24 protein-coding genes and 1 tRNA gene are annotated in these 23461 nt (G+C 67.7%); 16 read left to right on the top strand and 9 right to left on the bottom strand.

Annotated features, from left to right (window positions below; all coding sequences use genetic code 11):
* The first annotated feature begins 131 nt into the window (after window positions 1-131).
* On the top strand, window positions 132-335 hold the full coding sequence (locus ABWV23_RS09120) for a hypothetical protein (RefSeq protein WP_353347133.1): 204 nt from the start codon (window positions 132-134) through the stop codon (window positions 333-335).
* Between the two features lie 147 nt (window positions 336-482).
* Window positions 483-2528, top strand: a complete 2046-nt coding sequence (locus ABWV23_RS09115; RefSeq protein ID WP_353347132.1) for an acetyl-CoA carboxylase biotin carboxylase subunit — start codon at window positions 483-485, stop codon at window positions 2526-2528.
* Between the two features lie 81 nt (window positions 2529-2609).
* On the opposite strand, the gene ABWV23_RS09110 is transcribed toward ABWV23_RS09115, so the two are convergent.
* Window positions 2610-3059 carry a DUF4174 domain-containing protein gene (locus ABWV23_RS09110; protein WP_353347131.1) on the bottom strand — a complete coding sequence of 150 codons (450 nt, stop codon included), beginning with the start codon at window positions 3057-3059 and terminating at the stop codon, window positions 2610-2612.
* Window positions 3060-3235: 176 nt separating this feature from the next.
* Here ABWV23_RS09110 and ABWV23_RS09105 point away from each other — a divergent pair, with 176 nt between their 5' ends.
* The 8 genes from ABWV23_RS09105 to ABWV23_RS09070 all read left to right on the top strand — a co-directional run bounded on the left by ABWV23_RS09105 (window position 3236) and on the right by ABWV23_RS09070 (window position 10125).
* Window positions 3236-4168 carry a hypothetical protein gene (locus tag ABWV23_RS09105; RefSeq protein ID WP_353347130.1) on the top strand — a complete coding sequence of 311 codons (933 nt, stop codon included), beginning with the start codon at window positions 3236-3238 and terminating at the stop codon, window positions 4166-4168.
* On the top strand, window positions 4131-6260 hold the full coding sequence (gene scpA, locus ABWV23_RS09100; protein ID WP_353347129.1) for a methylmalonyl-CoA mutase: 2130 nt from the start codon (window positions 4131-4133) through the stop codon (window positions 6258-6260). The genes ABWV23_RS09105 and scpA overlap by 38 nt, the downstream gene beginning before the upstream one ends.
* Window positions 6257-6748, top strand: a complete 492-nt coding sequence (locus ABWV23_RS09095; RefSeq protein ID WP_353347128.1) for an MAPEG family protein — start codon at window positions 6257-6259, stop codon at window positions 6746-6748. Before scpA ends, ABWV23_RS09095 begins: the two co-directional genes overlap by 4 nt.
* An 86-nt stretch (window positions 6749-6834) precedes the next feature.
* A complete protein-coding gene (locus ABWV23_RS09090; protein WP_353347127.1) occupies window positions 6835-7446 on the top strand; it encodes a VOC family protein in 612 nt (203 codons plus the stop codon).
* Entirely contained in the window at window positions 7443-7946 is a 504-nt protein-coding gene (locus ABWV23_RS09085; protein ID WP_353347126.1) for a GNAT family N-acetyltransferase, read from the top strand. Before ABWV23_RS09090 ends, ABWV23_RS09085 begins: the two co-directional genes overlap by 4 nt.
* Before the next feature lie 30 nt (window positions 7947-7976).
* Entirely contained in the window at window positions 7977-8675 is a 699-nt protein-coding gene (locus tag ABWV23_RS09080; protein ID WP_353347125.1) for a TerB family tellurite resistance protein, read from the top strand.
* Window positions 8675-9688: an endonuclease/exonuclease/phosphatase family protein gene (locus ABWV23_RS09075; protein WP_353347124.1), complete on the top strand. Its 1014-nt coding sequence runs from the start codon at window positions 8675-8677 to the stop codon at window positions 9686-9688. Before ABWV23_RS09080 ends, ABWV23_RS09075 begins: the two co-directional genes overlap by 1 nt.
* 38 nt (window positions 9689-9726) lie before the next feature.
* Window positions 9727-10125, top strand: a complete 399-nt coding sequence (locus tag ABWV23_RS09070; RefSeq protein ID WP_353347123.1) for a hypothetical protein — start codon at window positions 9727-9729, stop codon at window positions 10123-10125.
* Window positions 10126-10146: 21 nt separating this feature from the next.
* Here ABWV23_RS09070 and ABWV23_RS09065 read toward each other — a convergent pair whose 3' ends face one another.
* From ABWV23_RS09065 to ABWV23_RS09055, 3 genes are read right to left on the bottom strand one after another with little or no spacing between them, the layout of a single operon-like run.
* Window positions 10147-11691, bottom strand: a complete 1545-nt coding sequence (locus ABWV23_RS09065; protein ID WP_353347122.1) for a Ppx/GppA family phosphatase — start codon at window positions 11689-11691, stop codon at window positions 10147-10149.
* Window positions 11692-11742: 51 nt separating this feature from the next.
* Entirely contained in the window at window positions 11743-12462 is a 720-nt protein-coding gene (locus ABWV23_RS09060; RefSeq protein ID WP_353347121.1) for a P-loop NTPase family protein, read from the bottom strand.
* Window position 12463: 1 nt separating this feature from the next.
* Window positions 12464-13531, bottom strand: a complete 1068-nt coding sequence (locus ABWV23_RS09055; protein WP_353347120.1) for an AI-2E family transporter — start codon at window positions 13529-13531, stop codon at window positions 12464-12466.
* A gap of 153 nt (window positions 13532-13684) precedes the next feature.
* Between ABWV23_RS09055 and proS the strand changes: the two genes are divergently transcribed.
* Window positions 13685-15079, top strand: a complete 1395-nt coding sequence (gene proS / locus ABWV23_RS09050) for a proline--tRNA ligase (RefSeq protein ID WP_353347119.1) — start codon at window positions 13685-13687, stop codon at window positions 15077-15079.
* 29 nt (window positions 15080-15108) lie between these two features.
* Here proS and ABWV23_RS09045 read toward each other — a convergent pair whose 3' ends face one another.
* On the bottom strand, window positions 15109-15507 hold the full coding sequence (locus ABWV23_RS09045) for a hypothetical protein (protein ID WP_353347118.1): 399 nt from the start codon (window positions 15505-15507) through the stop codon (window positions 15109-15111).
* 271 nt (window positions 15508-15778) lie between these two features.
* On the opposite strand from ABWV23_RS09045, the gene ABWV23_RS09040 reads away from it, so the two are divergent.
* The 4 genes from ABWV23_RS09040 to ABWV23_RS09025 all read left to right on the top strand — a co-directional run bounded on the left by ABWV23_RS09040 (window position 15779) and on the right by ABWV23_RS09025 (window position 18752).
* Window positions 15779-17065: a lipoprotein-releasing ABC transporter permease subunit gene (locus ABWV23_RS09040; RefSeq protein WP_353347117.1), complete on the top strand. Its 1287-nt coding sequence runs from the start codon at window positions 15779-15781 to the stop codon at window positions 17063-17065.
* Window positions 17058-17741, top strand: coding sequence for an ABC transporter ATP-binding protein (locus ABWV23_RS09035; protein WP_353347116.1), 684 nt, complete (start codon window positions 17058-17060; stop codon window positions 17739-17741). The genes ABWV23_RS09040 and ABWV23_RS09035 overlap by 8 nt, the downstream gene beginning before the upstream one ends.
* 199 nt (window positions 17742-17940) lie before the next feature.
* Window positions 17941-18339: a c-type cytochrome gene (locus ABWV23_RS09030; protein WP_353347217.1), complete on the top strand. Its 399-nt coding sequence runs from the start codon at window positions 17941-17943 to the stop codon at window positions 18337-18339.
* Between the two features lie 8 nt (window positions 18340-18347).
* A complete protein-coding gene (locus tag ABWV23_RS09025; protein ID WP_353347115.1) occupies window positions 18348-18752 on the top strand; it encodes a c-type cytochrome in 405 nt (134 codons plus the stop codon).
* Between the two features lie 4 nt (window positions 18753-18756).
* On the opposite strand, the gene ABWV23_RS09020 is transcribed toward ABWV23_RS09025, so the two are convergent.
* Entirely contained in the window at window positions 18757-19452 is a 696-nt protein-coding gene (locus tag ABWV23_RS09020) for an eCIS core domain-containing protein (protein ID WP_353347114.1), read from the bottom strand.
* A gap of 5 nt (window positions 19453-19457) precedes the next feature.
* A complete protein-coding gene (locus ABWV23_RS09015) occupies window positions 19458-19862 on the bottom strand; it encodes a PaaI family thioesterase (RefSeq protein WP_353347113.1) in 405 nt (134 codons plus the stop codon).
* Between the two features lie 119 nt (window positions 19863-19981).
* On the opposite strand from ABWV23_RS09015, the gene ABWV23_RS09010 reads away from it, so the two are divergent.
* On the top strand, window positions 19982-20845 hold the full coding sequence (locus tag ABWV23_RS09010; protein ID WP_353347112.1) for an alpha/beta hydrolase: 864 nt from the start codon (window positions 19982-19984) through the stop codon (window positions 20843-20845).
* A gap of 7 nt (window positions 20846-20852) precedes the next feature.
* On the opposite strand, the gene ABWV23_RS09005 is transcribed toward ABWV23_RS09010, so the two are convergent.
* Together ABWV23_RS09005 and ABWV23_RS09000 are read right to left on the bottom strand one after the other, a co-directional pair.
* Entirely contained in the window at window positions 20853-23183 is a 2331-nt protein-coding gene (locus ABWV23_RS09005) for a response regulator (RefSeq protein WP_353347111.1), read from the bottom strand.
* A 106-nt stretch (window positions 23184-23289) separates the two neighbouring features.
* A tRNA-Tyr gene (locus tag ABWV23_RS09000) sits at window positions 23290-23373 on the bottom strand.
* Window positions 23374-23461 lie beyond the last annotated feature (88 nt).

Here is a 23461-nt window from a genome sequence, read left to right as displayed (position 1 = left end):
ATCGCCCGTCGGCGGTGTTCCGCCAAAGCCGAGGGTGCGGGCGCTTTGCGCTTGCCCGCGCAGGCGACTGGCGGTTCTGTTCGGCTGCGGCGCGAAGCAGGACCGGTCGCGGAACGAGAAGGAGCAGTACCATGTTGGCAAAACCGATTTTCCTGGCCCTTGTGGCCTGCGCGGGCCTTGCGGCCTGCGGCGATGATCCGACCGAACAGATCCTCTATGGCGCCGGTGCCGGGTATCTTGGCGCGGCCGTGCTCGACACCAACCGTGGCGTCGGGGCTGCGGCCGGGGCTGCGGCCAACGTGCTCTATTGCCAGGAACACCCGGACCAGTGCTGAGACCCGTGTCGAGCAGGGCCTGCGCCCGCGCCAGATGATTTCCCGGCCCGACCGTGGGCCGACCCGTGATGAGCTGAACGCCGGTTCGGGCCAGTGTGCCCGGGCCGGCGTTTTGCGTGCCAGAGACCCAAGAACGAAGGACGAGACATGTTCAACAAGATCCTGATCGCCAACCGGGGCGAGATCGCCTGCCGCGTTATCAAGACCGCCCGCAAGATGGGTATCGGCACGGTCGCGGTCTATTCCGACGCCGACAAGAACGCCCTGCACGTGGAGATGGCCGACGAGGCGGTGCACATCGGCCCGCCGCAGGCCAACCAGTCCTATATCGTGATCGACAAGATCATGGAGGCGATCCGGGCGACCGGGGCCAAGGCGGTGCATCCCGGCTATGGCTTCCTGTCCGAGAACCCGAAGTTCGCCCAGGCGCTGGAGGCCGAGGGCGTCGCCTTTGTCGGCCCCCCGGTCAAGGCGATCGAGGCAATGGGCGACAAGATCACCTCGAAGAAGATCGCGCAGGAGGCCGGCGTTTCCACCGTGCCCGGCTACATGGGGCTGATCGAGGATGCCGACGAGGCGGTGAAGATCTCGGGCGAGGTCGGCTACCCGGTGATGATCAAGGCCAGCGCCGGCGGCGGCGGCAAGGGGATGCGGATCGCCTGGAACGACGAAGAGGCGCGCGAGGGCTTTCAAAGCTCCAAGAACGAGGCGGCCAGTTCCTTTGGCGACGACCGGATCTTCATCGAGAAATTCGTGACCCAACCGCGCCACATCGAAATCCAGGTGCTGTGTGATAGCCACGGCAACGGCGTCTACCTGGGCGAGCGGGAATGCTCGATCCAGCGCCGCAACCAGAAAGTGGTCGAAGAGGCGCCCAGCCCCTTCCTCGACGAGGCGACGCGCAAGGCGATGGGCGAACAGGCCGTGGCCCTGGCGCAGGCGGTGGATTACGCCAGCGCCGGCACGGTGGAATTCATCGTCGATGGCGACAAGAACTTCTACTTCCTGGAAATGAACACCCGGCTGCAGGTGGAGCACCCGGTGACCGAGCTGATCACCGGTGTCGACCTGGTCGAGCAGATGATCCGCGTCGCCGCCGGCGAGCCGCTGTCGATCACCCAGGATGACGTCAAGCTGACCGGCTGGGCGATCGAGAACCGGCTGTATGCCGAGGATCCCTATCGCAACTTCCTGCCGTCGATCGGGCGGCTGACCCGCTATCGTCCGCCGTCAGAGATGGCCGCCGGCCCGCTGCAGGTCAACGGCAAGTGGCAGGGTGACGCCCCCGCAGGCGAGACCGCCGTGCGCAACGATACCGGCGTCTTCGAGGGCGGCGAGATCAGCATGTACTATGACCCGATGATCGCCAAGCTCTGCACCTGGGCGCCGACCCGCTCCGAGGCGATCGAGGCGATGCGCGATGCGCTGGACGGGTTCGAGGTCGAGGGCATCGGTCACAACCTGCCGTTCCTCAGCGCGGTGATGGATCACCCCAAGTTCGTCTCGGGCGACATCACCACCGCCTTCATCGCCGAGGAGTACCCCGAGGGGTTCGAGGGCGTCGAACTGCCGGAACTGGCGCTGCGCCGGATTGCCGCCAGCGCCGCCGCGATGCACCGGGTGGCCGAGATCCGGCGCAGCCGGGTGTCGGGACGGATGGATAACCACGAACGCCACGTGGGCGAGGATTGGGTGGTCAGCCTGCAGGGCAAGGATTACCCGGTGCGCATTTCCGCCGACCACGAGGGCTCGACGGTCCGGTTCGAGGATGGCAGCATGCACCGCGTGGCCAGCGACTGGACCCCGGGCGATCAGCTTGCCGAGATCGCGGTCGACGGCGAGACGCTGGTGCTGAAGGTGGGCAAGATCACCCATGGCTTCCGCATCCGCAGCCGTGGCGCCGATCTCAAGGTGCATGTGCGCAACCCGCGCCAGGCCGAGCTGGCCCGCCTGATGCCCGAGAAACTGCCGCCGGACACCTCCAAGATGCTGCTCTGCCCGATGCCCGGCCTGATCGTGAAGGTCGATGTCGAGGTCGGCCAGGAGGTGCAGGAGGGTCAGCCGCTGTGCACCGTCGAGGCGATGAAGATGGAGAACATCCTGCGCGCCGAACGGACCGGCGTTGTCTCCAAGATCAACGCCGCCGCGGGCGACAGCCTGGCGGTAGACGACGTGATCATGGAATTCGAGTGAGATCGGAGCAGGCGACCCCATGACACCGGTGACGGCGCAGGTTCAGATCGCTTCGGTGGCCCGGCTTCGGCCGGGGCACCGTCATTGCGATTCGCGCCGTTCCTCGACCTCGCGTTGCCGCATCGGCGTCTTGTCGATGGTACGGGTGACCTCGCGCACGCTGTACGGGTACGGCTTGCGCAGCATGACCGAGCCGTCCTTGTCGATCAGCACGAACTGGAACCCGCGCGGGTGCAATTGCTGGCGGGCGGGGCTGCGGGCCGAGGGATCGGAATCGGTCAGCACCACCACGTCGCGGTCGACCAGCCGCTCGGCCTCGGCAGTGAGCTTGTCGAGCTGTTCCTGGTACCGGGGGTCGGCCGGGGTATCGGCAAATATGACGATCGGCCGGTTGACCCAGAGAAAGCTGCTCAACTCGGTGTCGCCGGCCGGGCGGACCAATGTGTCTGCTGCCGTCGCGGTGCCGTCCGCGGCCCAGGCGGAAACCGGCAAGAGGGCCGACAGAACAAGGGCTAGGGTACGTGGTGTCATGCGGTCTCCTGTCTGGACGAATATAGGGGGGCGCAACGGGAAAGCGAATGCCGATTTCCCGACGGGGCGCGAAAAATGCGGCGTTAATCGCTTTGTCAGGGGTGGGGGCGATGATCGGCCCATGACCCGAGGGGCCGCCGGTCGGCGCGGCCCGGTGACAAAGGACCGGCATGGCGATGGACGTTGTATTGCATATCGGCGCGCATCTGTGCGCCACTTCCACATTCCAGGATTACCTCTCGCGCAACCACGCGCGGGTGTCTGCGGCGGGCTGCGCGGTCTGGGGGCCACGGCGCACCCGGCACGCCCTGTTCGCGGGGCTGCTGCCCGAGCGCACGTCTCCGCCACGACCCGGCGCGGTGGAGCGGGCGATCGGCCGCATCCGCCTGAACCTGGCCGCGCAGTCCGGGACCGGGACACGCTACCTGATCGTGTCCGACCCGGACATGATGGGCACGCTGCGCGCCAACCTGCGGCTGGGCTCGCTCTATTGCGGGGTGGGCGAGCGGATGGCGCGGCTGGCCCGGGCGTTCGAGGGCTACCCGCTGCGGGTGATGCTGAACATAAGGGCGCTCGATGCCTATTGGGCCTCGGGGCTGGCGCAGGCGATCGCGCGCGGGGCGGGGCTGCCGGCGGCGCAACGGTTGGCGCGGCTGGCCAGCAGCCGGACCGGCTGGCGCGAGGTGGTCGAGGAGGTGGCCTGCGCCGTGCCCGGGGCGGAGGTGACGGTTCTGCCGTTCGAGACCTTCGGCGGCCGCCCCGAGGCGCAGCTGGAACAGATGGTGCCCCTTGCCGCCCCGGCGCAGCATGCCCGGGGCTGGATCGCCGCCACGCCGCGCCTGCCGGAACTGCGGGCCTGGCTTGGCGCCGAGGCCGCGGCGCTGCCCGAGGGGGCCGGGCGCTGGCAGCCGTTCACGCCGGCCCAGGGAGAGGCCCTGCGCGAGGCCTATGCCGACGACATCATGTGGCTGGCGGGCGGGGCGAACGGCCTCGCGCGGCTGGCCCGCGATCCCGACAAGACACAGGCGGGCACCGCCCCGCCGCAATCCGACCTGACGAGAGGAAGACGTGATGAGCAAAACGACCGACGACTGGCGGGCACTGGCTGAGAAAGAGCTGCGCGGCCGCCCGTTGGAAGAGCTGGACTGGACCACGCTGGAAGGCATCGAGGTCAAACCGCTCTATACCGAGGAAGACACCGGAGATCTGCCCCACATGGGCACGCTGCCGGGCTTTGCCCCCTTCACCCGTGGCGTCAAGGCGACAATGTACGCCGGGCGCCCCTGGACCATCCGGCAATACGCCGGGTTCTCCACCGCCGAGGAATCCAACGCCTTTTACCGCCGCAACCTGGCCGCCGGCCAGCAGGGGGTCTCGGTCGCCTTCGACCTGGCCACCCACCGTGGTTATGACAGCGACCATCCCCGCGTCGTCGGCGATGTCGGCAAGGCGGGCGTGGCCATCGACAGCGTCGAGGACATGAAGATCCTGTTCGACGGCATCCCGCTGGACAAGGTTTCGGTCTCGATGACGATGAACGGCGCGGTGATCCCGATCCTGGCCAATTTCATCGTCACGGGCGAGGAACAGGGCCACGACAAATCGCTGCTTGCGGGCACCATCCAGAACGACATCCTCAAGGAGTTCATGGTCCGCAACACCTATATCTATCCGCCCGAACCCTCGATGAAGATCATCTCGGACATCATCGAGTACACCTCGAACGAGATGCCCAAGTTCAACTCGATCTCGATCTCCGGCTATCACATGCAGGAGGCCGGCGCGAACCTGGTGCAGGAGCTGGCCTATACGCTGGCCGACGGCAAGGAATACGTGAAGGCCGCCATCGAGGCCGGGATGGACGTGGACAAGTTCGCCGGGCGGCTGTCGTTCTTTTTCGCCATCGGCATGAACTTCTTCATGGAGGCGGCCAAGCTGCGCGCGGCGCGGCTGCTCTGGCACCGTATCATGACTGAATTCGGCGCCAAGAACGACCGCTCCAAGATGCTGCGCACCCACTGCCAGACCTCGGGCGTCTCCCTGCAGGAGCAGGACCCCTACAACAACGTGATCCGCACCGCTTACGAGGCGATGAGCGCAGTCCTGGGCGGCACCCAGTCGCTGCACACCAACGCGCTGGACGAGGCGATCGCGCTGCCGACCGATTTCTCGGCCCGGATCGCGCGCAACACCCAGCTGATCCTGCAGGAAGAGACCGGGATCACCAACGTGGTCGATCCGCTGGCCGGCTCCTACTACGTCGAAAGCCTGACCGCGCAACTGGCCGAGGAGGCCTGGAAGCTGATCGAGGAGGTCGACGAGATGGGCGGCATGACCAAGGCCGTTGCCTCGGGCATGCCCAAGCTGCGCATCGAGGAAACCGCCGCGCGGCGCCAGGCGATGATCGACCGTGGCGAAGAGGTGATCGTCGGCGTCAACAAGTACCGCAAGGACAAGGAAGACCCGATCGACATCCTCGACGTCGACAACGTCGCGGTGCGCGAAAGCCAGATCGCCCGGCTGGAACAGATCCGCGCCAGCCGCGACCAGGCCGCCTGCGACGCGGCGCTGGAGGAACTGACCCGGCGCGCGAAAGACGGGGGTAATCTGCTGGAGGCGGCGGTCGAGGCCGCGCGCGCCCGCGCAACTGTTGGGGAAATCAGCATGGCAATGGAAAAGGTGTTCGGGCGTCACCGCGCCGAGGTCAAGACGCTGGCGGGGGTCTACGGCGCCGCCTACGAGGGTGACGAAGGCTTTGCCGCGATCCAGAAATCGGTCGAGGATTTCGCCGAGCAGGAGGGGCGCCGCCCCCGCATGCTGGTGGTCAAGATGGGCCAGGACGGCCACGACCGGGGCGCCAAGGTGATCGCCACCGCCTTTGCCGATATCGGGTTCGACGTGGACGTGGGCCCGCTGTTCCAGACCCCCGAAGAGGCCGCGCAGGACGCCATCGACAATGATGTGCACGTGATCGGCATCTCGTCCCAGGCGGCGGGGCACAAGACGCTGGCGCCGCAACTGGTCCAGGAACTCAAGGACCAGGGCGCGGGCGACATCATCGTGATCTGCGGCGGGGTGATCCCGCAGCAGGATTACCAGTTCCTCTATGACAACGGGGTCAGCGCGATCTTCGGCCCGGGCACCAACATCCCCGAGGCGGCGCAGGACATCCTGCGCCTGATCCGCGAGGCGCGGGGGTGACACCCCGACGCCGGATGATGATCCTGATCGGCATGGCCGCCGGCGCCCTCTGGGCGCTGGCGGTGGTGTTTGCGCCGTCGTTTCTGGGGCTGCCCTACCTGCCTGCCGCGGCGGCGCTGCCGGGGGCCTTCCTGCCGGCGGGGCTGGTGCTGGCGGCGATGATCGGACGGCTGGCGGCGCGGCGGTTCTTTGACGACGATCTGATCGACGGCGCAGACCCGGTGCCGGGCTCGCCCGCCTGGGTCGACCAAAAGGTGCTGGCCAACACGCTGGAGCAACTGGCGCTGGCGCTGGCGGTCTGGCCGTTTGCGGCGCTGACGCTGGGCGGTGCGGTGGCGATCGCGCTGGGTCTGTCCTTTGCGCTGATGCGCCTCCTGTTCTGGATCGGGTATCGCCTGTCGCCGCCGCTGCGCGCCCTTGGCTTTGCCGGCACCTTCTATCCGACCGTGTTGGCCGGGGTCTGGGCGCTGGTGTATTGGGCGGTTTGACCGCTGTTTCGTACGATCTGGTGCCGGGGCTTGCCCGGCCCCGGGACGCCGCTTAGGGTTGGCCCGCGACACCGGCGGAGGCGAACATGGAACTGGATCACATCGCGGTCTCGGGCGAGACGCTGGAAGAGGCCGCCGAAGCGGTCGAGGCGGCGCTGGGCGTGCCGATGGGGCCGGGCGGGCAGCACGACGTCTTCATCACCCACAACCGGCTGCTGGGGCTGGAGGACGGGCTTTATCTCGAGGCGATCGCCACGGATCCGACGCGTCCCGCGCCCGACCGGCCGCGCTGGTTCGACCTGGACAGCTTCGCGGGCCCCGCGCGGCTGACCAACTGGATCTGCCGCTGTGACGATCTCGACGCGCTGCTGGCCGCATTGCCGGTGCAGGCCGGCGCGCCGGTGGCGCTGAGCCGGGGCGAATTGCGCTGGCGGATGGCCGTGCCTGCGGATGGCAAGCTGCCCTATGACAACCTGTTTCCGCCGCTGATCCAGTGGCAATGCGATCTTCACCCGGCGCGGATGTTGCCGCCCTCGGGCTGCAGGCTGCGCCGGCTGGTGGTGGCGCATCCGGAGGCGGTGGCGTTGCGCGACCTGCTGGCGCCGCAATTGGCCGATCCCCGCGTGGTGTTCGAGCCGGGCGCGCCCGCGCTCAGCGCGGAATTCGACACGCCGCACGGGGTGCGGGTGCTGCGGTGAGGCTGCGTCAGGCACGGGCGGGGGATGCCGGGGCGATCTGTGCCATCGCCAACCCGATCATCCGCGACACGCTGATCACCTTCACCACCGAGCAGAAGACGCCCGAGGGCGTCGCCGCCGAGATCGCCGCGCGCGGGCCGGCCTACCTGGTGGGTGAGGTCGACGGGCGGGTCCTGGGCTTTGCCAGCTACGGTGGGTTCCGCGCCGGTCCCGGCTATGCCCACAGCGCCGAGCACAGCATCCAGCTTGCCCCGCAGGCGCGCGGGCGGGGGATGGGCCGGGCGTTGATGACGCGGCTTGAGGGGATCGCGGCGGAACAGGGCGTGCATGTTCTGGTGGCGGGCATCAGCGGCGCCAACCCGGACGGCATCGGGTTTCATGCCGCCATGGGGTTTTCCGAGGTCGGTCGCCTGCCCGAGGTGGGGCGCAAGGCCGGGCGTTGGCTGGACCTTGTGCTGATGCAGAAAATCCTTCAGACCCCCGGGCTAGGCCGCACCTGACTCTCCCCTACTGGCGGGGTACACTGACCCATGTCGATCTGGAACCGCATCTCCGACGCGCTGAAGGCGCTGCGCCAGGGTGAAGGCCTGGCGCAGGTGTTCGACCGTTTGCGCACCCCGCCCGAGCGCAGCGTCGCCTTTACCATCGCGGTGATCGCGCTGGGGGCCAAGATGGCCAAGGCCGACGGGCAGGTGACTCGCGACGAGGTGACCGCCTTCCGCGAGGTGTTCCAGATCGCCCGCGCCGACGAGGCGGGGGCGGCACGTGTGTTCAACATGGCGCGCACCGATGTCGCCGGCTACCAGGAATACGCCCGGCGCATCCGCAGCATGTTCGACACCGATCGCCAGGCCCTGTGCTACCTGATGGAGGGGCTGTTTCACATCGCCATGGCCGACGGGTTCTATCACCCGAGCGAGAATGATTTCCTGCAGGACGTGGCCGCGATCTTCGGGTTGAAGCCAGCCGAGTTCCGCGCGCTCAAGGCCCGCTTCGTCCCCGAGGCCGAGCCCGATCCCTATGCCATTCTCGGCATTGCGCCGGGCACGCCACTGCCCGAGGCGCGCAAGGCCTGGCGCAGGCTGGTGCAGGAATGCCATCCCGACCGGATGATCGCCCGCGGTGTCCCGCAGGAGGCGATCCGGCTGGCCGAAAGGCGCATGGTCGACATCAACCGCGCCTGGGCCGAGATCAACGGCGACAGCCACAGTGACACCCACGGCGGCTGATGCGGCTGGCCAGCTATAACGTCGAGTGGTTCGCCAACCTCTTTGACAACGAGGACCAGCTCTTGGTCGATGACGGCTGGTCCGGGCGCGAGGGGGTGACACGCGCCCAGCAGATCGAGGCGCTGGGCAAGGTCTTTTCCGCGCTGGAGGCCGACGCGGTGATGATCGTCGAGGCCCCCAACACCGGGCGGCGGCAGGATACGGTCAAGGCGCTGGAGGGGTTCGCGCGCGCCTTTGACCTGCGCCAGCGCCGGGCGGTGATCGGCTTTGCCAACGAAACCCACCAGGAGATCGCGCTGCTTTACGACCCGGACAAGATCTCCGTGCGGCACGATCCCCGGGGCGAGGAGACCGGCAAGAAGGGGAGCACCGGTGCGCCGCGCTTTGACGGGGTATTCCGGATCGACCTGGACAATGACGGGACCGAGGACCGGGTCGTCTTTTCCAAGCCGCCGCTGGAACTGGCCGCCGAGACCGCCTCGGGCACAAGGCTGCGCCTGATCGGCGCGCACCTGAAGTCGAAGGCGCCGCACGGTGCGGGCAGCCGCGACCAGATGCTGCGCAGCGCCATCGAGAACCGGCGCAAGCAACTGGCGCAGGCGATCTGGCTGCGCGCCCGCATCGACGCGCATCTGGCCGAGGGCGAGTCCGTGATCCTGCTGGGCGATCTCAACGACGGCCCCGGGCTGGACGAGTTCGAGGGGCTGTTCGGCCGGTCCTCGGTCGAGGTTCTGCTGGGCGAGGACATGTATGACCCCCACGCGCGCGAGGCCTTCGCGACCCGGGCCCGAGCGGCGCCCACCACGGCCCGGTTCCACCTGCGGGACCAGGGGCGATACCTGCAGGCGCTGCTGGATTACATCATGGTGTCGCAGGACCTGATGTCGCGCCGCCCGTCGTGGCGGATCTGGCATCCGTTCGAGGATGAAACCTGTTGGTCGTTCCGGGAATTGCGCGAGGCGTTGTTGTGTGCCTCGGACCATTTCCCGGTGACGCTGGATATCGACATCTGACCCTTACGCGAACCGCTCCAAGGCCCTATATTGCCGGTATGAAACACGCCCGCGCCCTTGCCCTCACCCTTGCCCTTGCCGTTCCCGCTGCCCCCGCGCTGGCCCAGGAGGGGGACGAGCCCCCCTCGATGATGGAGCAGGGGTTGCAGCTGTTCATGGAGGGGCTGCGCCAGGAGATGGCCCCGGCGGTCGAGGACCTGCGCGGCTTTGCCGAGCGGATGGGGCCGTCGATGCGCAGCTTTTTCCAGGAGATGGGGCCGGCGCTGGCCGAGATGATGGACGAGGTCCAGGACTGGACCCTCTATTACCCGCCCGAGATGCTGCCCAACGGCGACATCCTCATTCGCCGCCGCCCCGATCCGGATCCTGCTCCGGAGGACGCCCCGGCGCCGGACCAGGACGAGGACGCGCCGCCCACCGGCCCCACCGACATCTGAGCGCGACGGTCCGCCCGGTGATCAGCCGCGGGTCTTGACGGTGACCGTGGCGGACAGCGATTGCGCCAGCGACATCAGCCGGGCCTCGCAGACCTCGCCATAAAGCGGGCGGACCTTTTCCGGCAGGATCAGGTCGAGGTGCCGCTTTTTCGGGAACCACTTCAGATGGCCCATGTCGGCATCCGGCTCCATCACCAGCATGGCGCCGAACCGCATCGCCTTGCCCAGGATCTCGGCCTGTTTCTGGTCCTTCTCGTCCAGCAGCTCATAGAGCGGCGCAAAGCGGGTGCCTTCCCGCTTGTTGCGATAGCGGTGCTGCAGCGCGAGCCCCAGAAACACCCGTTCGGAATGTTTCATCCCGCCCAGGTTGGCCCGCGTGGCGTAGTCGAAACAGACCTCGGCGCGGTAGTCGGGGTGGGCGCGCCAGCTGACGTCATGCAGCAGGCAGGCGGCCTTGATCAGCCGGACCCGCGCCGGCGGGGCGTTTGAAAACAGCGGCATGACATAGCGGAACAGCGTCTTGCCGAAGCCGGGCAGGCGGGAATCCTTGTCCTCGGCGAAATAGCAGGCCTCGATCAGCGGATCGCGGTCGCGCAACCGTTGCGGCATCTGCTCGTAAAGCAGTCCCTCGCGGATGCCATAGCTGGAAATGGCGATGTCCTTGGGCTTGAAGCAGCGCACCAAGCGGTTCAGCACGTCGATCGCGTAGGGCACCAGCGCCATCCGCGCCGAGGACACGCCGGCCGCGCTGCGCAGGCTGTCCAGATCACTGGCCTCGATGTACTTGACGGTGTCGCGCACCGATTGGGCGGTCATCCGGTATTCATGCAGCACCTTGAGCGGGTAGCCGCGCCGCGCCATGTCGATCCGGGCGATGGCGCGCCAGCTGCCGCCGACCAGGAACAGCCGGTCGCGCTGTGGTCCCATGCGCTCTTTCAGGTCCTCGAGCACCGTCTTGATATGGGCCTTGCGTCCGCGCCGCCCGCCCTTGATGTCGCGCAGTTTCAGCGGCCCGAGCGGCGAGGTCAGGCGCCGGCCCACACGGCCGTCGGAGATCTCGGCCAGTTCCATCGACGAGCCGCCGATATCGCAGACCAGACCGTAGGAACCGGGCCAGCCCAACAGCACGCCCTGCGCCGAAAGTCGCGCCTCTTCCTCGCCGTCGATCACCCAGATGTAGAGGCCGGTCTCGCGCAGCACCTCGGCGCAGAACTCCGGCCCGTCCTCGGCATCGCGCACCGCCGCCGTGGCGACCGCCGACAGCGGCGGCAGGCCCATCCCCTCGGCGAGGTGCTGGAACCGTTGCAGCGCGGCCAGCGCGCGGCGGCGCCCCTCGGGGTTCAGCCGACCGGTTTCGGTTTGCCCGGCGCCCAGACCGCACATGATCTTTTCGTTGTAGAAATAGGCCGGCGAGCGCGCCGCGCCATCGAACACCACCAGCCGGACCGAGTTCGAGCCGACGTCGACGACACCGACCCGCGACAGCGCCCGCGCGCTCGGATCGTTGAACAGCGGGCGGCCGAAGGGGCCCCAGTCTTGCGGGTCGGGATTCGGGTCGGGGGTCATGGCGTCCCTTGGCAGATGTCGGGGGCAGGATGCGGGATCGGGTCCGGCGGGTCAATCATGGGAACCGGAGCGGGCCGGATGCCGTGACGTCCCGTCCTCGGCCGGGGCGCGGTCGAGCAGGCGGGCCGCCAGCGCGCGGGTCAGGGTCCGCCCCTCGGCCAGGGCGATCCGGTCCAGCCGGTCGACGATCTCGCCGGCGGCGGCGAAACTGCGGTCCATCCGGGTGACCAGATAGGGGATCACGTCCGGTTTCGGGGCCAGTTGCCGGTCGGCAAACAGCTTGGTCAGCACCGCCATCAGCAGGGCGTCGTCGGGCGCGGTCAGCGCGGCGTGCTGGGCCGATTGCACCCGGCTTTGCAGGTCGGGCAGGCTGAGTTGCCACAGCGCCGGATCCAGCCGCCCGGTCAGAAGCAGCGCGTACCCCTCGCTGAGCATCAGGTTGTAAAGGTGGAACAGGGCCTTTTGCGCGTCGAGATCGGTGGCGATCTCGGGCACGTCCTCGACCGCGACGGGTTGATGCGCCAGCTGCGGCACATCCGCCGCCCGAAGGCTGCGGGCCGAGACGATCCGCGCACCGGTGCGCGCCGCCCAGACATGCGCCAGGTGGGTCTTGCCGGCACCGGCCGGGCCGCTCAGCACCAGCCGCCCGCCGGGCCAGGGCAGGGCGCTCTCGATCATCGCCACGGCCACCGCGTTGGCGGGCGAGACAAAGAAATCCTCTCGCCCAAGGGCCTGCCGGACCGGCAGATCGAAACTCAACTGTTCGGCCATGTCAGTCGTCGTCCTGCTCGGTGATGCCCTTGTAGAGGCGGCTGTCGCGGTACTGGGTCATGCCGAATCGCGTCAGGACCCCCAGCGCCGCCGCGACCGGCACCGCCACCAGCATGCCGACGAAGCCGAAGACCGAGCCGAACACCGACAGCGCCAGGATCAGCCACACCGGGTGCAGCCCCACCGATTTGCCCACCAGTTTCGGGGTCAGGTAATTGCCCTCGGCCAGCTGCCCGACCTGAAAGATCGCCGCGACCACCACGATCCACCACCATTCGCCCCAGAACTGGAACAGCGCCAGCCCGATCGCCAGCGCGCCGCCGACGATGGCCCCGACATAGGGGATGAAGGTCAGGATGCCGGCGACGAACCCGACGACAAGGCCGAACTGCAGCCCGACCAGCATCAAGGCCACCGCGTAATAGGTGCCCAGGATCAGGCAGACGGTTCCCATGCCGCGCACGAAGGAAGAAAGCGTCTTGTCGATTTCGCGCGCCAGATTACGGATCACCGGCGCATGGTCGCGCGGCAGCAGTTGGTCGAGTTCGGCAATCATGTGGTCCCAGTCGGCCAGCAGGTAGACGGCCACGACCGGCGCGATCACGAAGATGAGCACCAGGTTGACGATCGAGGCCGCCGAGCTGAGCAGCGTGTTCAGCAGTTCGCCGCCGCGCGACTGGATCGTCTCTCCCAGCGTGTTCAGCGATTTTCGAAGGGTCGAGTCCGGCTCGACAAGGTCGGGGAACCGCTCGGTCAGAAAGGTATGCAGGTCGCGGAACAGTTGCGGCGCGATGTTGATCAGGTCGACGGTCTGGCTGATCAGCGTCGGGACCACCAGCAGCGCCAGCACCACGAAGATCAGCACGCCGAACACCGTGATGATCCCGGTGGCCAGCGGGCGGGAACAACCCGCGCGCTCCAGCCGGTCGGCGGCCGGATCAAGGAAATAGGCGATGGCGCCGCCCAGAACGAAGGGCATCAGCACATCGCCGAGGAACCACAGCACAAGCGCGGTTGCCGCCAGGGCGATGCCCCAATACCTGAGCTGGTCCCGGACCGGAAGTGACATGCGCGCCCCTTTTGCACCAGCCTTTTCCTTGGCCCATCGCGCCCCGCGTTGCAAGACCCGCAATGGCACTCGCCCCGGTCCGCCTTGTCGATTGCCTGACCGCGCCGATTGCCTTAGACCCGGCAAAAAGCCGTTATCCGGAAGGGATCCCACATGCGCCTGAGCCGCTACTTCCTGCCTGTCCTGAAAGAAAACCCCGCCGAGGCCCAGATCGTCAGCCACCGGCTGATGCTGCGCGCCGGCATGATCAAGCAGCAATCCGCGGGCGTCTATGCCTGGCTGCCGCTGGGCTTCAAGGTGTTGCGCAAGCTGGAAAACATCGTGCACGAGGAACAGATCCGCGCCGGGCACATCCCGATGCTGATGCCGACGCTGCAATCGGCCGACCTGTGGCGCGAATCCGGCCGGTATGACGGCTACGGCGAGGAAATGCTGCGGATGCAGGACCGGCACGGGCGCGACATGCTTTATTCGCCCACGGCAGAAGAGATGTTCACGGACGTGTTCCGCGCCAACGTGAGCTCCTACAAGGATCTGCCGTTGACACTGTACCAGATCCAGTGGAAATTCCGCGACGAGATCCGGCCGCGGTTCGGCGTGATGCGGGGCCGCGAATTCTACATGAAGGACGGCTACAACTTCGACCTGTCGAAAGAGGCCGCGCTGCATGCCTACAACCGCCACCTGGTCAGCTACCTGCGCACCTATGAGCGGATGGGGCTGCAGGCGATCCCGATGCGCGCCGACAGCGGCCCGATCGGCGGCGATTACACCCATGAGTTCCTGGTGCTGGCCGAAACCGGGGAATCGGAGGTCTTTTATGACAGCGAGATCACCGATCTGACATTCGGCGACCGCGAGATTGATTATGACAATGTCGAGCAGTGCCAGGCGGTGCTGGAGGAGTTCACCTCGCGTTACGCCCGCACCGACGAAACCCATGACGAAGCGGAGTTCGCCAAGGTTCCCGAGGCGCGCCGCCGCACCGCGCGCGGCATCGAGGTGGGGCAGATCTTCTATTTCGGGACGCAGTATTCGGAGGCGATGAATGCCGCCGTGCAAGGCCCCGATGGCAAGCCGGTGCAGATCCACATGGGCTCGCACGGGATCGGCGTGTCGCGCCTTCTGGGGGCCATCATCGAGGCCAGCCACGACGACAAGGGCATCATCTGGCCCGAGGGGGTGACGCCGTTCCACTGTGGCATCGTCAATCTCAAGCAGGGCGACGCCGAGACCGACGCCGCCAGCGACAAGATCTATGCCGCGCTCTCGGCGGCGGGGCTGGAGCCGCTGTACGACGACACCAAGGAACGCGCCGGTGGCAAGTTCGCCACCATGGACCTGATCGGCCTGCCGTGGCGGATCACCGTGGGACCGCGCGGGTTGAAGAACGGGGTGGTGGAACTGACCTGCCGCCGCACCGGCGAAAGCGTGGAACTCAGCCCGGAAGAGGCGGTGAAGAAGGTGGCCGAGATCTATGCCCCGCACCACCGCACCGGTGCCCACGCGGAACCGATGGCGCAGCGGTCCTTTCACACCTGGCTGTAAACCGGGCTGAAACCCGGTTCAGACCGGGTTCAGGCGGGACGCGCGGCGGGGCAGCACAGCTCGCCCTCGCCGCTGTGACCGGGCAGCGGGCGCACCGCCGGGCGGCCCAGCCGCGCGACCAGGTCCTTGAGCCCGACGCCGAGAAAGCGCATCGAACAGATGCAGGTGCCCTCCGGGCCGGCGATCAGGCACAGCCGCCCGCCACGAAAGGCCAGCGCATGGCCGTGCCGGGCGAGGGCGTGGTTCAGCCCCTCCCAGCTCGTGGCGCGGGCGATCAGCGGCTGCAACCAACAGCGCAGCAGGGCGGCCGTTTCACTGTCGATGGGCGGGCTGTCGAGGTCACGCATCTCGACGTGAGCCGGGGCAGGGGGAGGCATCCGCGTCGGGGCGGATGGCAGAGTCGGGATCGGGCGCATCTTCTTCTCCATTCCGTGGTCCTGGCCCCCCAGGTTCGGTTTTGGAAAGTTCGCAAGAGCTGGCGCAATGGACAATATTACGGTGCTGATTCCGTGGATTATGGGGCTGAATTGTGATCAAATGTGGCGATGACCCCGATTTTGCCCACAGGTTGTGCACAGGCCCGACCCGTCCCGTCGCCCCCGGATCTTGCGCGGAAAGGCGCCGCCGGGCGGGCGGTTTTCCGGCTTGACCACCCCCGGTCCAGCGCGCACTTTCCCCGAAACGAGCAGGAGCCCACCGATGGCCGGCACCCCCGCGCCCTTTGCCCCCTTTGAATGGATGATCGCCTGGCGTTACCTGCGCGCGCGTCGCGCCGAGGGCGGCGTCAGCGTGATGACCTGGATCAGCCTGATCGGCATCACCCTGGCCGTCTTTGCCCTGATTGCCACGCTGGCGGTGCGTTCGGGCTTCCGGTCCGAGTTCGTCGGCACCATCCTGGGCGCCAATGCCCATGTCACCGTCTACAACCTCGGACAGGTGACCGACCAGGGCCGGATCGACCGGACCATCCCGGATTACGAGGCCATGGCCGCGCGGCTGACGCAGGTGCCGGGCGTGACCCGGGCGGCGCCGCTGGTGCGCGGACAGGTCATGGCGGCGCATCGCGGGCGCAACTCCGGCGTAGAGGTCTTTGGCATTCATGCCGGCGACCTGGCCTCGCTGCCGGCGATTGCCGCGGGCGAACAGGCGCAGGGCGACCTGGCCGATTTCGGCACCGGCGTCGCCATCGGGTCGGGCGTGGCGCGCGAATTGGGCGTCGTCGTGGGGGACCGGATCAAGCTGATCTCGCCCGAAGGGGTGAAAACGCCCTTCGGCACCAGCCCGCGGGTGAACGCCTATGATGTGGTCTATATCTTTACCGCCGGCCGCTACGACATCGACCGCACCCGCGTCTACATGCCGTTTGACGAGGCGCAGACGTATTTCAACCGCGAGGGGGTGGCGGACGAGGTCGAGGTGATGGTCGAAGAGCCGGAGGCGGTCGAGGCGATGATCCCCGCGCTGCGACAGGCGGCCGGTGAGCGTGCCCAGGTCTGGACCTGGCGCGATGCCTCGGGCGGGTTCCTGCGCGCGCTGGAGGTCGAGGACAACGTGATGTTCGTGATCCTTTCGATCCTGGTGCTGATCGCGGCGATGAACATCGTTTCGGGGCTGATCATGCTGGTCAAGAACAAGGGGCGCGACATCGGCATCCTGCGCACCATCGGGTTGAGCGAGGGCTCGGTGCTGCGGGTCTTTTTCATCTGCGGCGCCTTCACCGGGCTGATCGGCACCGCGCTGGGGGTGATTCTGGGCTGCCTCTTCGCGATCTACATCGACCCGATCTTTTCCTTCGTCAATTTCGTGATGGGCGGCGGGGTCTGGGACCCGGCGATTCGCGGCATCTATGCGCTGCCGGCCGAACTGCACCTGTCCGATGTGCTCAAGGCGGTCGGGCTGTCGCTGGGGCTGTCCTTCCTCGTGACCATATTCCCGGCCCGGCGCGCCGCCCGGCTCAACCCGGTGGAGGCGCTGCGCTATGAGTGAGCCGGTGCTGCGGCTGGAGGCGGTCGCGAAACGCTACAACCCTGATACCCCGGGCGAGGTGCAGGTTCTGCGCGGCATCGACCTGTCGCTCGCGGCGGGCGAGACGGTGGCGTTGGTGGCGCCCTCGGGGGCGGGAAAATCGACGCTGCTGCATATCGCCGGGCTGCTCGACACCCCCGATACCGGCACCGTGGCGATCGGCGGGCAGGATATGACCGGGCGCGGCGACCGGGCGCGCACCGCCGTGCGGCGGCGCGATGTCGGCTTCATCTACCAGTTTCACCACCTGCTGCCCGAGTTCACGGCGGCCGAGAACGTGATCCTGCCGCAACTGGCCAATGGCGCGGGCCGGGCACAGGCCGCCGCACGGGCGGGCGAATTGCTGGACCGGGTCGGCCTCTCGGCGCGGGCCGATCATCGCCCCGCCGCGCTGTCGGGTGGCGAACAGCAGCGCGTCGCTTTTTGCCGGGCGCTGGCGAATCGGCCCCGGTTGTTGCTGGCGGACGAACCCACCGGCAACCTCGATCCGGAGACCTCCGACCGGGTGTTCTCGGCGCTGATGGCGCTGGTGACGGAAACCGGGCTGGCCGCGCTGATCGCCACCCACAACCTGGAACTGGCGGGACGGATGGACCGGGTGTTGCACCTGGACGCGGGCCGCGTCACAGCATCATAGGCGGCGCGGCGCCGACGCGTTGATCTGTATCATTGAGCTGCGGCACCGGGGCTGTGACAGTGGCTTGCGTGATGCATCTGCCGACCCGCGTTGCGCCTGGTCCGGGGGGAACCGGCGCCGTGGATATCGGCGGAACATGTTGAAACGCTTCAGGAATTGTGATCCTGTCAGGTCAATCAAGGGGAGAAAGCCCATGCGTATGGTGAAATGGATTGCCGGGCTCGCGCTGGTCGGTGCAGCCGTGCCGGCACTGGCGCAGGACGTGAAGCAGGGGGGCGAGCTGTACCGCGTGCATTGCGCCACCTGCCACGGCATCGAGGGGACCGGCCAAGGGCCGATGGCCGGGGTGCTGGTGATCCAGCCCTCCGACCTGACCCAGTTGGCCAAGGCCAACGGCGGCGCCTTTCCGCTCGAACGGGTGGTCAAGCGTATCGACGGGCGCGACCCGCTGGTCAGCCACGGCAGCCCGATGCCGGTCTACGGGTTCTTCTTCGAGGGCAAGGGCAAGGCGGTCAAGACCGACAGCGGTCAACCGATCATGACCAGCGCGCCGATCGCCGACCTGATGGCCTACCTGCAAACCCTGCAAGCCGAATGACCGCGCCGATGACCCGGAAACTGTTGATCTCGCTGCCGGTGCTGGCCGGCCTGGCGGCTTGTGTCGTGGATGAAATGCCGGGCCCGGACGAGGGGGCCGCGCTCTATGCCGACAACTGCGTTGCCTGCCACGATTATCACGGGCAGGGCGGGGAACTCTCCCGTGGGCAGGAGGCGCCGGACCTGACCCGGATCGCGGCCCGCAACGGCGGTGCCTTTCCCCGCGCTGCGGTGTTGTCGCAGATCGACGGCTATGGTCACGGCGGTGTCACGCCCGAGATCATGCCGGAATTCGGTGCCCTGCTGGAAGGGGACCTGGTGCCGGTCGATATCGAGGGCACGCTGACCCCCACGCCGCGCCCGCTGGCCGCGATCTTGTCCTACCTCGAAAGCATCCAGGTCGCCGAAGGGTAAGCGCCTAGTCGCAGATCCCCTCCAGTTGGACGTCCTTCCACGGCAGGAACACGGCGGTGTCGCCCCGGTCGCGCGGCAGGGGGGTGACCGGAAAGGCCTTTGACAACATGGCGTGCAGCCGTTCGGTGCGCGCCGCCCGGGGCGCCAGGGTCCGGCAACAGACGTATTCCTCGACGATGGCGCCCTGCTGCTCGTACCCGAAGTCCAGGAAATCCGGCGGCCCCGCCAGGTCGAACAGATAGGGGTCATCGCTGCTGCCGTGTTCCGCCGCCGCCCGCAGCGGGCTGTAGCCGGTGCGCGCCCGGTTCTGCCATTGCCAGACATGGGTCAGTTCATGCGCCAGCAGCATCGCCTCGACCAGGTAGAGGCGATCGGGATAGCCCGGCGTGTAATCCTCCAGGTACCAGCCCTCGCTGAAGAAGATGCGGTTGAACAGCGTGACCGCGGCCGGCCGGGTGGTGACGATCTCGTCGGTTTCCGGCGGCATGATCCGCTCGCGGCAGGTGACCGGCGGGCGCGGCTTGCGGTGAAAGGTGAATGTGCCCACCGGCGCGCCCTGCACCAGCCGCACCCGGTCCAGTGCCATGTCGCGCCCCTGCAGGGTCTCGGCAAAGGCGCGCTCGCCCGGCGTCAGGGGGCGGCCACAGCCCGCCAGCGCGACCACGGCGCCACAGAACAGGAGGGTCAGCGCGCGGCGCATCCGGGTCAGGGCGCGAAAAAAGTGGCCGTGGCCGTCGCCACCACCTTGCCGCTGTCGGCCTCGGTCATCTCGGCCCGCGCGAAGACCAGCGCCTTGCCCGCCCGGACGATCTCAGCCCGGCACAGGATCGCGCTGCCGGTGCCGGGGCGCAGGAACTGGGTGTGCAGGTCGGTGGTGGCAAAGGGTTTGAACGCCCCGGCCTGCGCCACCGCGGCCAGCACCATCGTGGTGTCCGCCAGCGCCGCCAGCGCCTGCCCCGAGACGATGCCGCCGACCCGCGCCAGATGTGGCCCCAGCGGCATTCGCATCAGCACGTGGTCCGCATCCGCGCCGATCACCGTGAGGTCCAGCGCCCGGACCCATTCGGCGAAATTCTCGGACAAAAGCTGTTGCAGGTCTTGCGGGGTCATCGGCGGCCTTTCCTGTTGCATATCGGCACCCTAGCCTCCTGGCGGCAAGGGCGTCGAGAGGGTTTCACGCCACGCGCAAAGCGATTATCCCACGGGCGATTGCAGCATGGAGACACCAGATGCGCGTACCCTATGCCCGGCTGAGCCGGGCCGAGTTGGACCGGCAGCTTTCGCCCAGTCGGTCGGCCAAGGATTTCGAGTCCGTGTTGTCGCGGCACGCCGCCAAGACCGCCGCACTGGCGGGGGCGACGGATCTGGCGCACTGGTCCGATGTTGCCTTTGGCCCCGGCGCGCGCCAGCGTTATGACGTGACCGCGCCGCGCACGGGGGCGAAGCGCCCCTGCCTTGTCTTCATTCATGGCGGGTTCTGGCAGGAGGGGTCCAAACAGTGGTCGGGGTTCGCCGCCCGCGCCTATGCGCAGGCCGGCTGGGCGCATGTGGGGGTGGGCTATACGCTGGCGCCCGAGGCCGGGCTCGAACAGATCGTCGACGAGGTCGCGGCGGCACTGCGCCACCTGCGCGGCCATGCGGCCGATTACGGCATCGACCCGGATCGCATCGTTCTGGCCGGGCATTCGGCCGGGGCGCATCTGGTCGCCGCGATCCTGGCCGGGCTGGGGGGCGATGATCTGCCCGGTGCGCTGGCGGGATACGTGCTGATCAGCGGGGTCTATGACCTTGCCCCGGTGGCGGCGTCCTATGTCAACGAGGCGGTCGGGCTGACCCCCGGCGAGGTGGAGCGGTTGTCGCCGCTGCTCTACTGGCCGGCGGCGGACCGTCCGGTGCACCTCGTCGTTGGGGCGGACGAGCCCGAGGCCTTCGGCCGCCAAAGCGATGCGCTGGCCGCGCTCTGGGGGCGCAAGCTGCGGCGGATCAGCCTGGCGCGCTGTCCCGGGCGCGATCATTTCGACGTGCTCGACGAGTTGGGGCGCGAGGGCTCGGAAACCTGGGACCGGATCCAGCGGATGGGGCAGGGCGGCTGAGCCCGGCTCAGCCGGTGTCGCGGGTATCCGGCGTTTGCGTCCGCCGCTCTGCCAGCCGCGCGCCGGCCGCCTCCAGCGCCTCGATCAGCCTGGCCTTGCGGATCGGTTTGCTCAGGAAGCCGTCCATGCCCACCCCGGCACTGCGGTCGCGATCCTCGGTCAGGGCATGGGCGGTCAACGCCAGGATGACGCAAGGCGCAAGCCCGGCCTGACGCTCCAGCGCGCGGATCTCCCGCGTTGCGGTCAACCCGTCCTTGCCCGGCATCGAGATGTCCATCAGGATCACGTCGGGCCGCTCGGCAAGATAGGCGTCGACCGCCTGCTGCCCGTCGGACCAGGGAATCACCCGCGCGACCCGGCCCGAGATCATCTTTTCGACAATGAAACGGTTGGTCTGGTTGTCCTCGGCCAGGCCGACCTGCATCCAGGCGGTGTCCGGGGGCGGGTCGGTGTCGCCGGTTTCGGGCGGACCGGCGGTGTCGTGCGCCGGCTGGCCGGTCTCGCCCATGGCGCGGCGCAGGGTTTTGTACAGCCGGTCGGTGCGGACCGGCTTGCGCAGGAAGAATTCGGGCCTGTCCCCGGTGAAGGCGGCCCGCAGCGTCTCGAGGTCGCCCGATGACAGGATGACCACCGGCAGGTCGGCCGTGCCGGCATCGGCCCGCAGCGCCCGCAACAGGTCGGCGCCATCCATGCCCGGCATCTGGTGATCTGACACCACGATATCGGGCAGCGGCTGCCGCCCCGACCGCAGCGCGGCAAGGGTCGCGGCGGCGCCGTCATAGGCGGTGCTGTGCATCCCGAAGCTGGCCAGCCGTTCGGTCAGGATGCGGCGGTTGACCTCCAGGTCGTCCACCACGACGGCGGTCTTGCCATGCAGGGCCGCCGGGTCGGGAAACAGCACCGGGGTCTCGCTCTGCGCCGTCTCGGGCGGAGCGGTCTCCGGCAGTGGCAGGTCCATGCGAAACAGCGATCCCTTGCCCGGTGTGCTCTGCACCGAGATATCGCCGCCCATCAACCGCAGCAGGCGGCGGGTGATCGCCAGCCCCAGCCCGGTGCCGGGGCGATTCGTGGTTCCGGGGCCCTCGATCCGTTCGAAATCCACGAAGATGGCGTCGATCTGGTCCGGCGGGATGCCGATTCCGGTGTCGCAGACGGCGATTTCGATCCGGTCTCCGGCGGGGCGCGAGACACGGATCGTCACGTGCCCTGCGTCGGTGAATTTCATCGCGTTTCCGGCGATGTTCAGCAGGCATTGCCGCAGCCGGGCCTCGTCCCCGATCACCCAGGCCGGCAACGGGACCTGGAAATCGACGCAAAGCTCCACCCCCTTGCCGTTGCCGGCGGGAAACAGAAGCGTCGCCGCGTCCTGCACGCAGTCGTGCAGGTCGAAGGGGGCCTGCGTGATGGTGACCCGTCCGGCCTCGATCTTGGAGAAATCCAGGATGTCGTTGATGATGGTCAGCAGGGCGGAGGAGGAACTCAGGATCGTGGCGGAATAACCGCGCTGCTCGTCGCTCAGCCGGGTTTCGTTCAGCAGCTCGGCCATGCCCATGATCCCGTTCAGCGGTGTGCGGATCTCGTGGCTCATGTTGGCAAGGAACCGAGATTTGATCGCCTCGGCCTGGCGCGCCTTGTCGCGTGCCTTGGCCAATTCGACGTTCAGCCTGGATTGCCGGACCCAGGAATAACCGATGACCGAGATCGGGATCAGGCTGACCAGGGTCAGGACCGAAGCCACGAAGAGGCTGAACCAGCGGAAGGCGGCAGAGATTTCGCCAAGTGGACCGCTGGCATCGATCACGACCTCGGCCGCGCCAAGAATGTCCCCCCGGTAGCGGATCGGAAGGATGCTGCGGGCGAACACCGTCGTGCTCTCTTCGTGCGGGGTGCTGATATCGAAAGCGGTTGCTTGCTGTCCCGAGGCCAGTACCGCCTGCACCGTGTTGCGCTCTTGCTCCGTGATCGGCAGGGGGCCATCGGGGATCGGGTTGTCCTGCGCGGGCTCGTGGGCCCGTGTCGCCGCCAGCGTCAGCCGCCCATGGCCGTCGAAGATCCGAAAGAAAACGACCTCTCCGAAAGCATCCAGACCAGTTTGATAGCGGGGGGCGACTTTGTCCTGTTCGTTTGCGCGGATCACCGCCTCGAACGCAGCGGAATCGTGGAAATGGCGCTGGTACCAGATATTCGAGATCGCCGCGGAGGCGCGGGTTACCAGGACCTCGGTCACGGACAGCCGGGCGTTGACGATCAACAGCGTGGTCGCAAAAATCAGCACGCCCATGAGCAGGGCCGCCCAGGAAATGAGTTTCAGCGTCTTGGGGCCCAATGTCCGGTCCAAACCTGGTTGAGTTTCTCGGATTGGGACGGAAAAACGCTAAATTCACGTTAAGTCATGAAAATGCCGGGCTGCGCGAGGGCATGGCCAAATAATCGAAGGGGGGGAATGGTGGGCGACCTAGGAATCGAACCTAGCGTGCGTCTCCGCGAGGGAGTTACAGTCCCCTGCCACACCTTGCGGCCTGTCGCCCATCCACCTGCGCGGTTGCGCCGGATGTGCGGGCGTGATTACAAGCGCGCTCAAGGGGCGTCAACAGGAAAATCCGCCGCCCTGCGGGT

Origin of the sequence: Aquicoccus sp. SU-CL01552, assembly GCF_040365005.1 — a bacterium.
Taxonomy (GTDB): Bacteria; Pseudomonadota; Alphaproteobacteria; order Rhodobacterales; family Rhodobacteraceae; genus Antarcticimicrobium.
This window is presented reverse-complemented; position numbering and strand designations above follow the sequence as displayed.

What these genes read in the sequence shown, in the direction of transcription:
- ABWV23_RS09120 (WP_353347133.1), top strand. Translation starts at nt 132, where the DNA reads ATGTTGGCAAAACCGATTTTCCTGGCCCTTGTGGCCTGCGCGGGCCTT.
- ABWV23_RS09115 (WP_353347132.1), top strand. Translation starts at nt 483, where the DNA reads ATGTTCAACAAGATCCTGATCGCCAACCGGGGCGAGATCGCCTGCCGC.
- ABWV23_RS09110 (WP_353347131.1), bottom strand. Translation starts at nt 3,059, where the DNA reads ATGACACCACGTACCCTAGCCCTTGTTCTGTCGGCCCTCTTGCCGGTT.
- ABWV23_RS09105 (WP_353347130.1), top strand. Translation starts at nt 3,236, where the DNA reads ATGGACGTTGTATTGCATATCGGCGCGCATCTGTGCGCCACTTCCACA.
- scpA (WP_353347129.1), top strand. Translation starts at nt 4,131, where the DNA reads ATGAGCAAAACGACCGACGACTGGCGGGCACTGGCTGAGAAAGAGCTG.
- ABWV23_RS09090 (WP_353347127.1), top strand. Translation starts at nt 6,835, where the DNA reads ATGGAACTGGATCACATCGCGGTCTCGGGCGAGACGCTGGAAGAGGCC.
- ABWV23_RS09080 (WP_353347125.1), top strand. Translation starts at nt 7,977, where the DNA reads ATGTCGATCTGGAACCGCATCTCCGACGCGCTGAAGGCGCTGCGCCAG.
- ABWV23_RS09075 (WP_353347124.1), top strand. Translation starts at nt 8,675, where the DNA reads ATGCGGCTGGCCAGCTATAACGTCGAGTGGTTCGCCAACCTCTTTGAC.
- ABWV23_RS09070 (WP_353347123.1), top strand. Translation starts at nt 9,727, where the DNA reads ATGAAACACGCCCGCGCCCTTGCCCTCACCCTTGCCCTTGCCGTTCCC.
- ABWV23_RS09065 (WP_353347122.1), bottom strand. Translation starts at nt 11,691, where the DNA reads ATGACCCCCGACCCGAATCCCGACCCGCAAGACTGGGGCCCCTTCGGC.
- ABWV23_RS09060 (WP_353347121.1), bottom strand. Translation starts at nt 12,462, where the DNA reads ATGGCCGAACAGTTGAGTTTCGATCTGCCGGTCCGGCAGGCCCTTGGG.
- ABWV23_RS09055 (WP_353347120.1), bottom strand. Translation starts at nt 13,531, where the DNA reads ATGTCACTTCCGGTCCGGGACCAGCTCAGGTATTGGGGCATCGCCCTG.
- proS (WP_353347119.1), top strand. Translation starts at nt 13,685, where the DNA reads ATGCGCCTGAGCCGCTACTTCCTGCCTGTCCTGAAAGAAAACCCCGCC.
- ABWV23_RS09045 (WP_353347118.1), bottom strand. Translation starts at nt 15,507, where the DNA reads ATGGAGAAGAAGATGCGCCCGATCCCGACTCTGCCATCCGCCCCGACG.
- ABWV23_RS09040 (WP_353347117.1), top strand. Translation starts at nt 15,779, where the DNA reads ATGGCCGGCACCCCCGCGCCCTTTGCCCCCTTTGAATGGATGATCGCC.
- ABWV23_RS09035 (WP_353347116.1), top strand. Translation starts at nt 17,058, where the DNA reads ATGAGTGAGCCGGTGCTGCGGCTGGAGGCGGTCGCGAAACGCTACAAC.
- ABWV23_RS09030 (WP_353347217.1), top strand. Translation starts at nt 17,941, where the DNA reads ATGGTGAAATGGATTGCCGGGCTCGCGCTGGTCGGTGCAGCCGTGCCG.
- ABWV23_RS09025 (WP_353347115.1), top strand. Translation starts at nt 18,348, where the DNA reads ATGACCCGGAAACTGTTGATCTCGCTGCCGGTGCTGGCCGGCCTGGCG.
- ABWV23_RS09020 (WP_353347114.1), bottom strand. Translation starts at nt 19,452, where the DNA reads ATGCGCCGCGCGCTGACCCTCCTGTTCTGTGGCGCCGTGGTCGCGCTG.
- ABWV23_RS09015 (WP_353347113.1), bottom strand. Translation starts at nt 19,862, where the DNA reads ATGACCCCGCAAGACCTGCAACAGCTTTTGTCCGAGAATTTCGCCGAA.
- ABWV23_RS09010 (WP_353347112.1), top strand. Translation starts at nt 19,982, where the DNA reads ATGCGCGTACCCTATGCCCGGCTGAGCCGGGCCGAGTTGGACCGGCAG.